The sequence below is a fragment of the Bernardetia aquimarina genome (assembly GCF_042180575.1).
Taxonomy (GTDB): Bacteria; Bacteroidota; Bacteroidia; order Cytophagales; family Bernardetiaceae; genus Bernardetia.
The window spans coordinates 1,737,263-1,752,033 of sequence record NZ_CP170094.1 but is presented as its reverse complement, the minus strand read 5'-3'; the positions used below and the strand labels follow the sequence as shown (position 1 = coordinate 1,752,033).

Annotated in this window: 12 protein-coding genes; 9 read left to right on the top strand and 3 right to left on the bottom strand. The window is 30.3% G+C overall.

Going from position 1 to position 14,771, the window contains the following annotated elements:
- The first annotated feature begins 38 nt into the window (after nt 1–38).
- Nucleotides 39–1,142, top strand: a complete 1,104-nt coding sequence (locus ACE193_RS07270) for an SMP-30/gluconolactonase/LRE family protein (protein ID WP_375562342.1) — start codon at nt 39–41, stop codon at nt 1,140–1,142.
- Between the two features lie 293 nt (nt 1,143–1,435).
- Entirely contained in the window at nt 1,436–2,767 is a 1,332-nt protein-coding gene (locus tag ACE193_RS07265) for a DUF2254 domain-containing protein (RefSeq protein WP_375562341.1), read from the top strand.
- A 145-nt stretch (nt 2,768–2,912) separates the two neighbouring features.
- Here ACE193_RS07265 and ACE193_RS07260 read toward each other — a convergent pair whose 3' ends face one another.
- The 3 genes from ACE193_RS07260 to ACE193_RS07250 form a co-directional block, all read right to left on the bottom strand.
- Complete coding sequence (locus tag ACE193_RS07260; RefSeq protein ID WP_375562340.1) at nt 2,913–3,290, bottom strand: DUF1987 domain-containing protein; 378 nt, start codon at nt 3,288–3,290, stop codon at nt 2,913–2,915.
- A gap of 24 nt (nt 3,291–3,314) precedes the next feature.
- Entirely contained in the window at nt 3,315–3,872 is a 558-nt protein-coding gene (locus tag ACE193_RS07255; protein WP_375562339.1) for a SiaB family protein kinase, read from the bottom strand.
- Between the two features lie 548 nt (nt 3,873–4,420).
- Nucleotides 4,421–5,344 (bottom strand): DUF6607 family protein, encoded by a 924-nt coding sequence (locus tag ACE193_RS07250; RefSeq protein ID WP_375562338.1) that lies wholly within the window; start codon nt 5,342–5,344, stop codon nt 4,421–4,423.
- Between the two features lie 317 nt (nt 5,345–5,661).
- Here ACE193_RS07250 and ACE193_RS07245 point away from each other — a divergent pair, with 317 nt between their 5' ends.
- The 7 genes from ACE193_RS07245 (at nt 5,662) to ACE193_RS07215 (ending at nt 14,640) form a co-directional block, all read left to right on the top strand.
- Nucleotides 5,662–7,842 carry a TonB-dependent receptor plug domain-containing protein gene (locus ACE193_RS07245; RefSeq protein WP_375562337.1) on the top strand — a complete coding sequence of 727 codons (2,181 nt, stop codon included), beginning with the start codon at nt 5,662–5,664 and terminating at the stop codon, nt 7,840–7,842.
- A 52-nt stretch (nt 7,843–7,894) separates the two neighbouring features.
- A complete protein-coding gene (locus ACE193_RS07240; protein ID WP_375562336.1) occupies nt 7,895–8,356 on the top strand; it encodes a DoxX family protein in 462 nt (153 codons plus the stop codon).
- A 112-nt stretch (nt 8,357–8,468) separates the two neighbouring features.
- On the top strand, nt 8,469–9,113 hold the full coding sequence (locus tag ACE193_RS07235) for an HmuY family protein (RefSeq protein ID WP_375562335.1): 645 nt from the start codon (nt 8,469–8,471) through the stop codon (nt 9,111–9,113).
- A gap of 200 nt (nt 9,114–9,313) precedes the next feature.
- Entirely contained in the window at nt 9,314–11,134 is a 1,821-nt protein-coding gene (locus ACE193_RS07230; RefSeq protein WP_375562334.1) for an AAA family ATPase, read from the top strand.
- Nucleotides 11,135–11,284: 150 nt separating this feature from the next.
- The gene (locus ACE193_RS07225) at nt 11,285–12,187 is read left to right on the top strand and encodes a hypothetical protein (protein WP_375562333.1); all 903 of its coding nucleotides are present in this window, start codon (nt 11,285–11,287) and stop codon (nt 12,185–12,187) included.
- A 297-nt stretch (nt 12,188–12,484) separates the two neighbouring features.
- Nucleotides 12,485–13,183, top strand: coding sequence for a TetR/AcrR family transcriptional regulator (locus ACE193_RS07220; RefSeq protein ID WP_375562332.1), 699 nt, complete (start codon nt 12,485–12,487; stop codon nt 13,181–13,183).
- Between the two features lie 53 nt (nt 13,184–13,236).
- Nucleotides 13,237–14,640: a TolC family protein gene (locus ACE193_RS07215; RefSeq protein ID WP_375562331.1), complete on the top strand. Its 1,404-nt coding sequence runs from the start codon at nt 13,237–13,239 to the stop codon at nt 14,638–14,640.
- Nucleotides 14,641–14,771 lie beyond the last annotated feature (131 nt).

Below are 14,771 nucleotides of genomic sequence, written 5' to 3'. Positions count from 1 at the left end.
TGATTATTTATGTCATCAAACTTTAAATCATTTGTATTATGAACAAGAGAAAAATTCTTTTTAGTGTGCCTCTTTTTTTACTCGTATTTTTTTTAGTCAATTTTACTTTTCAAGCCTGCTCTTTAAAACCTAATGCTTGGTTTCCTTCTAAAGCCCCTAGTTTTGAGGGAAAATTAGCCAAAAATGAAATTTTGCAATCTACTGAATGGATAGATTTACAGGGCTGGTATGGTGCAGAAGATATTGCAGTAGATAAAAAAGGAAACTTATATTGTGGTGTTCATCGCAAAAAAACAGATTTTTCTGATGGCGCAATTTTAAAAATAGATACGGTAGGTAGAGTAACTGTTTTTTGTAAAACTGATTCTTGGGTTACAGGATTGCATTTTGATAAAGAGGAAAATTTAATCGCCTGTGATTTGGAAAGAGGATTAATTAGTGTCAATAAAACAGGGAAAATAACTATTCTGGCTTCGAAAAGTGAAAATAATAGTCCCTTTTTGATTCCTAATGATATAGATATTGCTTCTGATGGAATTATTTATTTTTCAAATACTTCTTCTACCATTAATTTTTCACGTCTTCATGCTCGTAAAATTATTTTAGAGATGCAGCCAGATGGAGGACTTTATTCTTATAACCCCACCACCAAAACAGTCAAAACACTAATAGATGGTGCTTTTTTTGGTAATGGTGTTGCAATTTCAAAAGATGAAGATTTTGTATTAATGGTGGATTTAGCAAAATACCGAGTGATGCGTTATTGGATCAAAGGTAAAAAGCAAGGCACAACAGATGTTTTTATAGACAATTTAATTGGTTTTCCTAATGGAATCGCAAGACGAAAAGATGGCTCATTTTGGTTAGGGTTTACAACAATACGAAATGAACTTTTAGACAATTTACATCCTCATACAGGCAAGAAAAAGTTGCTTTACGGTGTTCCTTTATGGCTTCAACCCAAACAAGAACCTTTTGGTATTGTGATGAATATTAGTGAAAAAGGTGAAATTTTAACTGTTTTTTATGATACAACAGGAAAAAAAGTATCAGAGTCTAGTTCAATAGAAGAACATAATGGATATTTATATTTAGGAGGAGATTTGGTAAATCATATAGGAAAATTCAAATTGCCTAACTAATTTGTTTTTTATAAAAAACAAGATACACTTTCTTTTCTATATTTTTTGATTCGAAGGTGTTTTTATCATTTTTTCTCAGACTCAATCAAAATACTTTTAGAACTGATAAGTCAGCAAAGCTAAATTTTTATACTTTACTTTATAGGAGTTAGTACAGTTATCAAGTGCATTGTCTGATACATTTGGGGCGTTCTGATAAGGTTGTTTTTTTGAAACCCATTAAGAGTCAGTATAACTATTTTAGGTTTATAGAGTTGTTTTAGCAAACACAATTTTTTTTTATTTTCAATTTTATGTTCAAAAGACCTTATCAATACATTCGTAAGACGTATTTAGCTCTTATTAATAGTATTATTTTTTTACCCTCTTTAATGGCTATTTTTTCAGTAGGGCTTTCTATTTCAATGATGACTTTTGAAAACTCAACAGTAAGTCAGCAATTAAAAGAAATTTTAAATGTTGCTTTAGTAACAGGAACTGACAATGCTCGTTTTGTGCTGAATGCCTTCATTGGAGGTATTATTTCATTGATGGTCTTTAATTTTTCAATGGTAATGGTGGTTTTGAATCAAACAGCTACGGCTTTTTCTCCTCGTGTCGTTCCAGGTATTTTGACAAATAAATCATATCAAGTAGTTTTGGGTACTTATCTAGGAACAATTTTATATTGTCTTTTACTTATTTTAAATATAGGCAAAATAGAAGATGAGGTTCATATTCCTCAATTAAGTATCTTTATAGGAATGTGTTTTGGAGTTTTATCTTTGGTTTTGTTTATTTACTTTATTCATTCTATTTCTCAATCTGTACAAGTAGATAATATTATTTTATTGATTTATAACAAGACATTTAATGAATTGAAATCAAAAGAAGTTAGTAAGTATCAAGATTATCAAACTGTTTTTGATAAGGTTTCTGACTGGCAAACAGTTTTTAGCAATCAGAGTGGCTACTTTAGAGAATGTAATAGAAAGAAGGTTGTCAAATTAGCCCAAAAATATGACCTTGAGATTTTTATTAAATTAGAGGAAGGTGCATTTTTAGTTATCGGAACACCTTTATTGAAGATAAATAGAAAAATAAGCCAAGAGGCTATTGATGAGATTTTAGAAGAATTTGTCTTTTATGACAATGAATATATCCAAGATAATTATGTCTATGGAGTCAAACAGCTTTGTGAAATAGCAACAAAAGCATTAAGTCCAGGTATAAATGACCCCGAAACAGCTATCCGAACAATTAATTATATGACTTTACTTTTTGTAGAAAAAGCTCTTCGGGAAGGTGTTTATTGTTATACAGATAAGGAAGAAAAAATACGTCTTTGGGAAGAAACTTATTCACTCTATAATTTGATGTACAGATATATTTCTCCTATTTTATATTATGGAAAGAGTGATATAATGGTAATGGAAAGGCTTTTTTCGATGGTAGAATGTTTGCTTTCTGCAGAACGAATTAAAGGAAAACTAGATATTGCAAAAATAAACTCACTTCTTTTAGAATTTCATTCTGCGATAAAAAATAATATAGAAGGTGAACAAAAAAAATACCTCAACCAAACTATTATACGTATTAACACACTACTACAAAAAAATGGATTTCAAATTCCTTTCTTTCAATAGAAGATATAAATATAGTAAAATTAGCCTTCTTAAAATTTATAGTTAAGAAGGTTAATTTTGTTATATACGAGCCAAGAGAATAAAAATTACATGAAGGATTAAGAATATTCCTAAAATTTTTCTTTTCTCAATGTTTTCTCAATGATTAGTAAGAAAGCAAATTAAAGCCTAAATCTACATCTTCAGCATATTCTTCGCCACTTTCAAGCATATCAACATCGTCTTTTTCGTAATACCAATTTACGGTAACGTTACCATTTTTAGATTTGCTATAATCTTCAAGTAAATCGAAGATTTCTAAGAAGCGACGAGAAGAAGATGTATTAAAATAGGTCATTCTGAAATTAAAAACAATTGTTCTTCCTTCCTGCTCTAAATAATTATTTAGCCATTCAAAAATGGGCTGAAAAAATTCAATAGTGTATTCGTGATACGATTCACCAGAGATTTCTAAAGCTCCAGTTTCAGCATTAAAATTAACAGTAGGGATGTAGTTTTCACCTTCGATTTGGAAGTTTTCCATACGAAATTATATAAGTTTTATGATTTATTTATCTAATCTGACAGTAATAGTTAAAAATGACTGGCTTGGGTAATCAGGATGTGGATATGCTTCTCCAATCAAAGGGTTATTGGATTTGCGTACCATATCGATTAGACCAATATTAGCACCAGGTTTGTTAGCACGTTGAGGTGCACGACGTTGTTCTTTATAATATGTTTTCAATTCATCATCATCTAAAGAATTAATGTACTGACAACGTTCCATGACGTGGTCTAATACAGAATTTTCTATTAAATTGGATGAAGAAATCAAAAAATGATCATCAGCTTCACTTACCAAAAGATAACCTACACCAATAGGTTTGTCTTCCTTTATAGAATATGATTTTTCTATGGAATGAAGGCTTACATTTTGAGAAAGCTCAATAAATATTGCAAATATCTTACGACCAATATTTGGGTCTTCTTGAGAACTTTTGCGTTTCAAACTACTCGCCAAACGAGAGAGCAAATCTTGAGAAACTACTCCTTGAAAAGCCAGCAACGTTTGATGTTTACGCATTTGGTCGTAAAAATCATATATGACGAAATCGTTATCCATACGCCTAGAATCTAGAATTAAATATAATTTTTTTGAAAAAAACTGAAACTCAAAACTCAACTCAAAATTGAGTTCAAATTAAGTTTATTAGTTCCACTCCAATAATTCAAATATACTTTAATGTAGTATCAAATACCTTATCTTTTCTTCGAAAATCATCATAAATCGGATAAGATTCACTATTTTTTCGACAAAACACTACGATTATTTAGATGATGTATCCTAATATTTAGTTTCTAAAGATAAACCTCTATAATATTTAGTATTAGAGTAAAGTATCAATAGCGAAACTAAACAAAAATTAACAGAAATAAAATCAATACATCATTTTTTTTGAAATTTATTTGATTTTACGCAAAAAATCTACATTTGATACATTATTTATGAATTGGATAGTAAAGTACGTATTTTTCTTCAAAAGAAAAAGTAAATAGTTCGGTTGTTCTTTGTTTACTGAAAATTACTTAAAAAACAAAAACCTATTCCATTGAATGCAATAGGTTTTTTTGTTGTACAAAAATATAAATTAGTTACCGAGTAATTCTATTTTAATTTTCTTCCACAAATTCTGAAATGATAGGCTGTATCTTATCTGTTTGCGTTTTATCTAAAGGAAAAAGGTGCATAAATAAAGGTTTTTTATCAACTACTCTTTTAAGTTTTAAGTCTTTGTTTTTAGCAAAAACAGTATTCCATTCTGCTCTAGCCACTTCCCAAAAATCTTTATTTTCCTTCCACCAACCTTTAGCAGACTTACAACGAGAATCATCTACCTTTTTATAGATATTCATTCCTTTTTCACTAGCAATCTTAAAATCTGCTTTATTATCTACACGCAAAACTTTATCGTTGTCTTGCTCATGCAACCAGCCTTCATTTGTAATTTCGTGGCGATTGCTACGAATCATTACATTATAATCTTTGCGTTTTGTATATTCTCTTCTAGGAAGTGGACTATCTGTAGTGTTTTCCCAATACTGACGACCATCCACATGAACCCAACTTGCAGAACCCTCATAACGTGGACTATCATCTACTTGAAATACTTTTTGTGTCCATTGTCCAGCTACTTCTGATTTTGGTTTTTGCACAAATTTCCATTGATTTTCCTTATCATACATGTAAAAATCTGTATTTTCATAGCTCCAATCTTGTCGCCAATGTTTAATAATCATAGTATCATTAGCAATCAAAAGATGTTGCATAGAAATAAAAGTAGGAGTTTCTTCCACTAGTTCAACCCACTCCAAAGCACTTGCTGTATAATTGTCATGAAACTGATAGCTTGTATCTGATGCAAACGTTTCAGCAAAATCAAAACTTACCTCATAACATCCACACATAGATTTAATAGCTTGTTTGTCCTTTGGATTTGGGTCATTATCAGAAGGAGAAGTAAAAGCAACACTCAAAATCACACTAGAAAATAAGCATAGGAATAGAACCGTCGAAAAGAGAAATTTCTTTTTCATAAAAGTATTTTTTTGTATTAAAAATAAACAATAGTAATAAATCATCAAATTGACTGCTTTAGACAGTGTTTGATGGTGCAAATTTATTCTTATTTAGATTAAATAAAAATTATTTCGCTAAATTTTTCAATATTTATTTGTAATTAGTCTAAATAAACTTAATTTTGTGTCATTAAAAATAACCAAAAAGGCTTTAATAGCCATTATAATTCTGCAAATCAAGGATTTAGCATAATTTGATTGGATTTTTTAGAAAAAATGAATCTTACTGATATTTTTTCACAACCATAAATTACTACTGATATTTTTCAATAGCCATGAAAAAAAATACTCTTTCTATTCTTTTATATTTAATTATTTTAACAGTTTTTAATCATAATTTGTATGCTCAAAAAAACAATAAAAAGCACTTGGAAATAGAGTCAGATACTTTAGAAAATAATACGAAGAACAATGAGGCAAACATCAAAACAGAAGACTTGGAGCAGGTTGTCATAACAGCTACTCGGAGTGAAAAACTGCTTTCAGAAATTCCTATTCCCATGATAATCATTGATAAAGAGCAAATTCAACAGATGGGAAGTTTGCGATTGAGTGATGTTTTGCAAGAACAAACAGGACTTACTCTTCTTCAAGAACACGGACAAGGCGTTCAATTGCAAGGTTTTGACCCAGATTATACGCTTATTTTGATTGATGGCGAACCAATAATCGGACGAACAGCAGGAACTTTAGAACTCTCACGCATTGCAGTAGGAAATATCGAACGCATCGAAATTATTAAAGGAGCAAGTTCTAGTTTGTATGGTTCAGAGGCGTTGGCAGGAGTTATTAATATCATCACAAAAAATCCGAAAGGTACAGAAGGAAGTATTTCGGCTCGTTATGGAACAAATCAAACAAGCGATTTGGCTCTTTCCTTTCAGACCAAAAAAGAAAAATTAGCCATTACAGCTTTTGCTAATCGGTATGGAAGTAATGGGTATGATTTTACACCAAATAGTTATGGAAAAACTGTTGAACCATTTCATAATTATACGTTTCAGAGTAAAATCAAATATAATTTTAGTGATAAAATAAGTCTTTCAGTTTCAGGAAGGTATTTTGAAGAAAGTCAAAAATCAAGATTTGGTGCAAGCACAGAAGTAGGAGAAGAACAAGTTTCGGGTGATGGAAAAGTTAATGATTATAACATGCTGACTAATTTGGATTGGAGAGTTACAAAAAAATGGCGTACTTATTTTAGATTTTATTATTCCAATTATCAAACAGATTCGAAACTTCTTTATGAGAATGATAATTCTGTCTATGATGAAACTTTTTTTGACCAGACTTTTCTTCGTCCAGAATTTCAAAGTGTTTATTCATTCAATGAAAAGCATTTTCTGACAGCAGGTGTTGGAAGTGTCAATGAATCGGTAAGTTCTACTCGTTACACAGATAAAAAACGCCTTCAAACCAACTATATTTTTGCTCAACATGAGTTTCTTCTTAGTGATAAATCTAATATTACATTGGGAGCTAGATTTGATTCACATTCTATTTATGGAAATCAATTAAGTCCAAAAATAGCCTCTTATTATCAAATTTCACCTAAAATTCGTCTGACAGCTTCGGCAGGAATGGGTTTCAAAACGCCTGATTTTAGACAACTTTATCTCAATTTTACGAATAATGTTGTGGGGTATTCTGTCTTTGGAACAGAGGAAATAAAACAAGGTATTGCAGATTTACAACAAGCAGGACAAATAGCAGAAGTGGTATTAAATCCTGATGATATTCAAGAAATAAAAGCAGAAAGTTCTGTTTCTTATAATCTTGGAATAAAATATACGCCAATACCAAGACTAATTCTGAAAGCTAATTTTTTCAGAAATGATGTCGATAATTTGATAGAAACGCAAGTTGTGGCTCGCAAAACAAATGGACAGAATTTATTTAGCTATACAAATCTCAATAGCATTTTTACGCAAGGAATGGAAACAGAACTGAGTTATTCAATTCTTTCTCCTTCTTCAAATTCTAGTTCTTCGCTTACTTTTTCGGCAGGTTATCAATACTTAAAAGCCAAGGACAAAACGGTTTTAAGTGAAATAGAAGACGGAAATTATTTTGCTAGAAATCCTGAAACACTAGAAACAAAGCGTCTTTCAAAATCAGATTATGGTGGACTGATGGGAAGAAGCAACCACATGGCAAATACAAAATTATTTTATCAAAATTCAAAACATGGTTTTTCGGCAAATATCAGAGCCATTTATAGAAGTAAATACGGTTTTGGCGACCGAAACGGAAATTTGATTTTAGATGCGCCAAATGAATATGTCGAAGGCTATACAACAGTTAATATTTCAACAGGAAAACAATTTTTAAAACAAAAACTCAATCTGCAAATCGGAGCAGATAATCTATTTAATTATAAAGACGAAAGTTTTATTCCAACACTTGCAGGGCGTTTGTTGTGGGTAAGAATGCAGTTTTTAATTCAAAAAAAATAATTATTATATCTAGTTCAAGCGTCGACGCTTGAACTAACAAACAAAAAAAACAATGAACTCAAAAACTATCAAAAACATCTTTTTCATCACTATTCGTCTGATTTTGGGAGGAATAATGCTCTATGGTGGCTATCAAAAATTTGCAAAACCATTGCCTGAACCTACCCAAATGATTACGCAAATTGAAACAGAAGGCAGCCAAAAACTTAGAGAAAAACCAAATATACTTGTTATCAAAAACTACATTTTTGGAATGAAACAAACAGGTTATTTTTGGCAGCTTTTAGGAATCTGTGAAATCGTTTTTGGTTTGATGATTCTGAGCCACTATATGAGCTTTGTAGGTGCGCTTATGCTTGTTCCGATTACGCTACATATTTTCTTATTTCATTTTTTTCTTGAACCTAATGACACAGCCGAACTCTTCCAAACAGGTGGTTTTTTGGCAATTAATATTATTCTGATAGCGAAAGAATACAAAAAATTTAAACCTCTTTTGTGGATAAAACCTTAGCATTCTTGTACCACAGACTTCCTAGTCTGTGAAAAAAACAATCTTTTATTTTTCCAACAGACAGGGATGTCTGTTTTACATTAACTTCAACCAACTCAAATTTTAACCAGCCATGAAAATTTTCTCTTTAAACGTAATCTTACTTTTAGCAACTTGTCTTTTTATTTTTTCTTCTTGTAAGGATGATGATAATGAAGACCCAACTCCAGAACCTTTGACAGTAGAAACAGCAAGTAATATTATTGCAGACCCAATTCAGATTGACCCAACAACAGGAATGCCAATGGGAACGACTGGAAATTTTACGCTTTTTAGTTTGCGTGAAAATAAAATTATTGCCAACACAGATAGTGCTTCTACAAAATGGGATATTGGTTTTAGAGGTTCTACAATCATTGTGAACGGTGGCGCAATCCGAACAGGACAAGGTGGCGCATATATTTTTGATGGTCTTTTTGACGAATTACAAGAAATTCCTGAAAGCCAAACATTCAATCAAGATAATTCTCCTACTGATTTAGCTATTACATCAGGTTCTGGAAAAGGTTGGTACAATTACGACCCAACTACTCATGTAATTAGTCCGATTGCAGGAAAAATTTTGGTTATCCGTACTGCTGACGAAAAATATGCAAAAGTAGAGATTGTGAGTTATTACAAAAATGCTCCTGCTGACCCAACTACTGCACCTCTTGAAGATTCAAGACATTATACGTTGCGTTTTGTGGTGCAAACTGATGGTTCTAAAAAATTCTAAGACTGTTCTGAAAAATTGAAAATATAGATTTTAATTTTTGATTCTTTCATTTTGAATATAGACAAAACCTATTTCTAGTAGAGATAGGTTTTTTTTTGGTTTAAACCTATAAGGTTTTGGAAACCTTATAGGTTTGAGTATTTATGTTTTGTATCTTGTTTTCTATTCCTAAAACGCTACTTCTTACTCAAAAAACTACTATGGAACTCCTTTATCTTTGGATTGAAGATTATAAAAATATTTACCGACAAGGATTTAATTTTAGTCCGTTGTATAAATTCGAATTTACTCCTACTGATTTTGATGAAGAAGGAAAAGTAATTGGTGGAAAATTAGAGGATAAAATGGATTTGAAAGAACGAGAAGATAAAAAAAAATTTTATAAAGATTTTTTCAAAGATGAAACAACAAAAAATACAGATTATGGAATAACAAATGTTACGGCTATTGTTGGGGAGAATGGAGCAGGGAAGAGTTCGGTTTTGGAATTTCTAAGTATAAATTCAACAAATGAATACTCTTACATTCAAATCGTTAAAAAAAATAAGCAAGTAAAAATAATTAACAATAAAATAAAAGTTGAGTCAATTTTTAGTTCAGTTTTACATTCAATAGAATATTCTATTTTAAAATATGAATACTTTACCACACCTAGTGATATTAATAGAAATTCTAATTTTAAATGGGTTCAAACATCTGTGAATCAACTTTATGATGCTTATAGTGCTGAATTATTACAAGATAATCGTAGATTAAATAGTGAAAAAGTATTTTTTCAAGTAAACTTTCTAATACAAAATAATATACTAGAAATAGATTCTTTAAATGTAAATGTAAAAAACATAGACCTATTAGATATAATGAGAAAGTTAGATGAAGAATCTATGGAATATGATGGTTCTGGATTTGAACCTTTAATCCATCAAATAAATTTAGAGAATCGGGGAAACAGAGCCAATAACTTTATTGAGTACAAAGAATATATTTTTATGTGTCTATATGAATTAATGACAACAAAAATTCACATGGTAATAGTTCAGATATTTAATGATACTGTCATTCTCTCTGAAAATGAAAGAAAAGAGTTTGAATTTATACTAGACCCAAGATATATCATAAACAAGCAAAATGATATAGTCAATTATAGGACTTATATACAAGATTATTTATTGTATTTCGAAGATTTGAATATTAAACGTCATTTTGATTTTTTTAAATATATTATTTCTCTATTTGAAATTATAGATAGCTTAGAAGAAAAGAACTATGATAATGTAAATAAATGTTTAACTCTTTACATAGAAGATAAATATACACAAGAGTTTATTGAATCATATGATAATAATTTTTATTTTTTTGATTTCGATTTAAAAAAAGACAATCAAATTCAACATTTAAGTAGAGGAGAAGATGCTCTTTTATTTCAACTTTCTACATTTCAGAATTTAGGGAAATCTAATACTAAAAATAGTATAATGATTATTATAGACGAAGGCGAATTAGGTTTACATCCCCAATGGCAAAAGCAGTATTTAAAAATCTTGCTTGATACTTTACCAAAGATATTCCCAAACAAACAAATCCAACTTATTCTAACTTCTCACTCTCCTTTTTTGGTTTCTGATTTGCCGAAAGAGAATGTTATTTTTTTGGAGAAAGGGGCAGATGGTAAATGTATTGTAGCTCAACCAACAGCAATGAAACAGACTTTTGGGGCAAATATTCATACATTGCTGACTAATTCATTTTTCATGAAAGATGGACTTACAGGCACTTTTGCACAAGATAAAATTGATGAAGTAATTAAATTATTAGATAAGTCAAAACTAGAAAAAGAAGAAATAGAACATTGTGAAATAATTATTTCAATGATTGGAGAACCGATTGTAAAAACGATGTTGCAAAAACTTTTGGATAGCAAACGCCTTCGAAAAGTAGATGAGCATGATGATAAAATAGAACGATTAGAAAAAGAACTAAGAAAATTGCGTGGATTAGTTAATCGGAAAACTAGAAAATAATAATGGTACTGATTCTTAAATGCTAAAAATACTCTATCAGTACACCTTCAAGGTGTCAGATAGTTAGGTTTTGAACTGTACTGACACTTCTGAAAGTGTCCGACAGTTTTATTTTAAAAAGACTATCAATAGTTTACAAACACGAATAAAATGATTCCAATACAACATAGAGATTTAGAGAAACTAGCGCAAAGGCATTGGGAATTAATATCAAAAAGAGACATTACTGATTTCTCTAAAACAGATTATGAAAATGTTTTGAAATGGTGTAAGGATAGAAATGTAAAATTTGAAACTCTTGTAAAGGCAAAACCTCAAGAATTAGAAAAATATGCAGTTCAATTAAAAGAAGAAAAATATTCTTCTGAAATTGAAAAATTAAAAAAACTATATGAAGATTTTGCAAAATCAACTACTCAATATGGCACAAGAAACAATCCCTACAATGCTTATCATTTAGTAAAAGAATTAGGCATTGATGTTTGTCCTTATTGTAATCGTAATTATATTCAAAATATTGATGAGAAAACTAGAAAGAGAACTTCCGAAATAGACCATTTTCATCCAAAGGAGAAATTTCCTTTTTTAGCAATTTCTTTTTACAATTTAATTCCAAGTTGTAAAGTATGTAATCATGTAAAATCATCTAAAAAAATTGACTTAAATCCGTATGATGAAAGATATTGGAATAAAGAACTTTTAAAATTTCATTTAAAAATAAAAGATTCAAAATTCTATTATGACCAAAATAGCATTGAAATAAGACTTAATCTAAAAGATGACATTATAAAATCTAATTTGAAATGTTTTTCACTACAATCTTTGTACAGTTCACACAAAGACCAAATTTTAGAACTTATCCAAAAACAAGTTACTTATCCAGATTCGTATATTGATGAATTATTCCAAAAATACGAAGGCACTTTTTTTAGAAATAGAGAAGACGTAATTCGCCATCTTTCCAACGGAATTATGGAAGAAGAAAATTTCCACCTTCGCCCCCTCTCCAAACTTACCCACGACATCGCCAAAGAATTAGGTTTGTTGGATTGATTTTAATGAACCTATTTTAACTTTTTCGTGTTTGTGCAAAAGCTTTGCCCATAGTTTAGAGTAAGCCAACCTATTTTTAATAGAAATAGGTTTTTTTATGCTATTTTTTTTAACACACTTTCACACCAAAAATCTAAACTAAAAAAAATAAGAAACGTTAGTAACTCCATAAACGCAGGAAACTTTGAAAATTGATTTAGTTTCCATAGTTTTGCAAGTGTAAATTCAGAGCTAAAGACTTAGACTGAATTTTAAACTTTTCAAACTAATAAAATAAATAAGGAGTGAACTACTAAAATGGACATATCTAATTTAGATAATACATCAAATCAAGAAGACGAATCGAAAGAGTCAAACGAAAAAGAATTGCAGGAATTTGAAGCTGTTAAGAAAACAATAGTAGAAGGAGCACAAGAACTTTTTTGGACGTACGGACTTCGCAGCGTAACAATGGACGATATAGCCAGCAAACTTGCTATGTCTAAAAAAACATTGTATCAATACATTCAAGATAAAGCAGAATTAGTTTATCTCTGTGCCGAACATCAACTTGAAAATGAGCATTGCAATATGGAAGAGGCTTCTCAAAAAGCTGAAAATGCGATTGACCAAGTTTTGAAAATTATGGAATACAACAGACAGTTTTTTCTCAATTTTCATCCTTCTCTGATTTTGGATTTGCAGCGCAGTTACCCAAAAGCATGGAAAATGTTTTTAAGGCACAAAGAAGAAAAAATTATTAAGGGAATAAAAGCAAATATGGAAAGAGGAAAAGAAGAAGGATTATATAGAGAAGATATTGACCCAGAAGTAATTGCAAGAATGCGAATGGCACAAGTCGAATCTATCTTTAATCCTCAAGTTTTTTCTCAAAAAACATATAATATCGGAGACGTACAGTTCCAAATTTTCAAGCATTTTTTATATGGTCTTGTAACTATTGAAGGACATCATACACTAACAAAAGCACTAGAAAGTGTAGAGTTTTTCAATTAAGCAACGATTTCTACTCAACTATTTTTAATTATTCAATCAACTACTTAATTATAATGTATCGATTTTTAACTTTATTTTCTGTCTTATTTTTAACTTTCCTTTTTGGAAGTGATTTAAAAGCACAAGAAAATACCCAAAATTCTACTACCACTAAAAATTTGGAAAACTATACACTAGAACAATGTATAGAATATGCCATCGAAAACCGTGTAGAAGTGAAAAATGCACAATTAGACAATCAAATTGCTAAAGCAAAAGTAGGAGAAGTTCGTTCTATCGGATTGCCACAAGTAAATGCTTCACTTTCTTTGATTGATAATTACAAAGTTCCTGTAAACTTTCTGCCTGCTCAAATCTTGAATCCACAAGCTCCAGAAGGGACATTTGTAGGTGTAGAATTTCAACCTCAATATGTAGGACAATCAAAAATCGAAGTACAACAGCTTGTTTTTAGTGGTTCGTATATTCTAGGTTTGAAGGCTGCTTCTACTTATACAGAACTTTCTGAAAAACAAATCACACAGTCAAAAATAGAAATTGCAGAATCAGTCAGTAAAGCCTATTATTCGCTTCTTATTAATAGAGAACGTTTAGAGCTTTTAAAGCAAAATTACAACAGACTTGATACTGTTTATCAACAAACAAAGGCTCTTTATGAAAATGGTTTTGCTGAAAAAATTGATGCTGATAGACTAAAAGTTTCTTCAAATAATATCAAAATGGAAATTCAGAATTTTGAGCGTTTGATAGAACTTAGTGATATGCTTCTCAAATTTCAGATGGGATTAGAACAGGAAGACAAACTGACTGTTAGTGGTTCATTAGAAAAATTAGAAATCAATGAATCTGATGCGTTAGTTGCTCAAATAAATCCAGAACAGCGCATTGAATTTTCATTACTCCAAACTCAAAAAGAACTCAACTTACTTCAAATCAAAGAATATAAAGCTCGTTATTTGCCTACACTTTCATTTTTTGCAAATTATGGTGCAAATATGGGTTCAGCAGAAACGAAAGATTTAGTTCCTTTTGCAAGTGACAGATGGGTAGCTAATGGGTCTTTCGGAATTAGTTTGAATGTTCCTGTTTTTGATTCTTTTGAGAAAAAATACTTAGTACAACAAGAAAAATTTAGACTTTTGAAAACAGAAAATCAGATGCGTGATTTTTCAAGAGTAGTAAACCTTCAAGTTGCTCAGTCACAAATTACACTCAAAAATAGCATTGACAAACTCAAATTTCAAGAAGAAAATATGGAGTTAGCCAAAGAAATTTTTAGAGTAACCAAAATCAAATATGAAGAAGGTGTAGGTTCAAATTTGGAAGTTGTGGAAGCTGAAACAGCATACAAAGAAGCTCAAACAAATTACTATTCAGCTTTATATGATGCAATGGTTGCCAAAATTGATATGCAGAAAGCACAAGGAACTTTATATACAGTTACTAGTGAACAGTAATCAGTTACCAGTTAATTTCAAAATGCAATTTCATTTCATTCTCTGTGTTCTCTGTAACTCTGTGTTTAATAAAGAAATTTGTATTTGTATTTCTCTCTAAACTCTAACCTCTGTGGTTAAAACGAAATTTG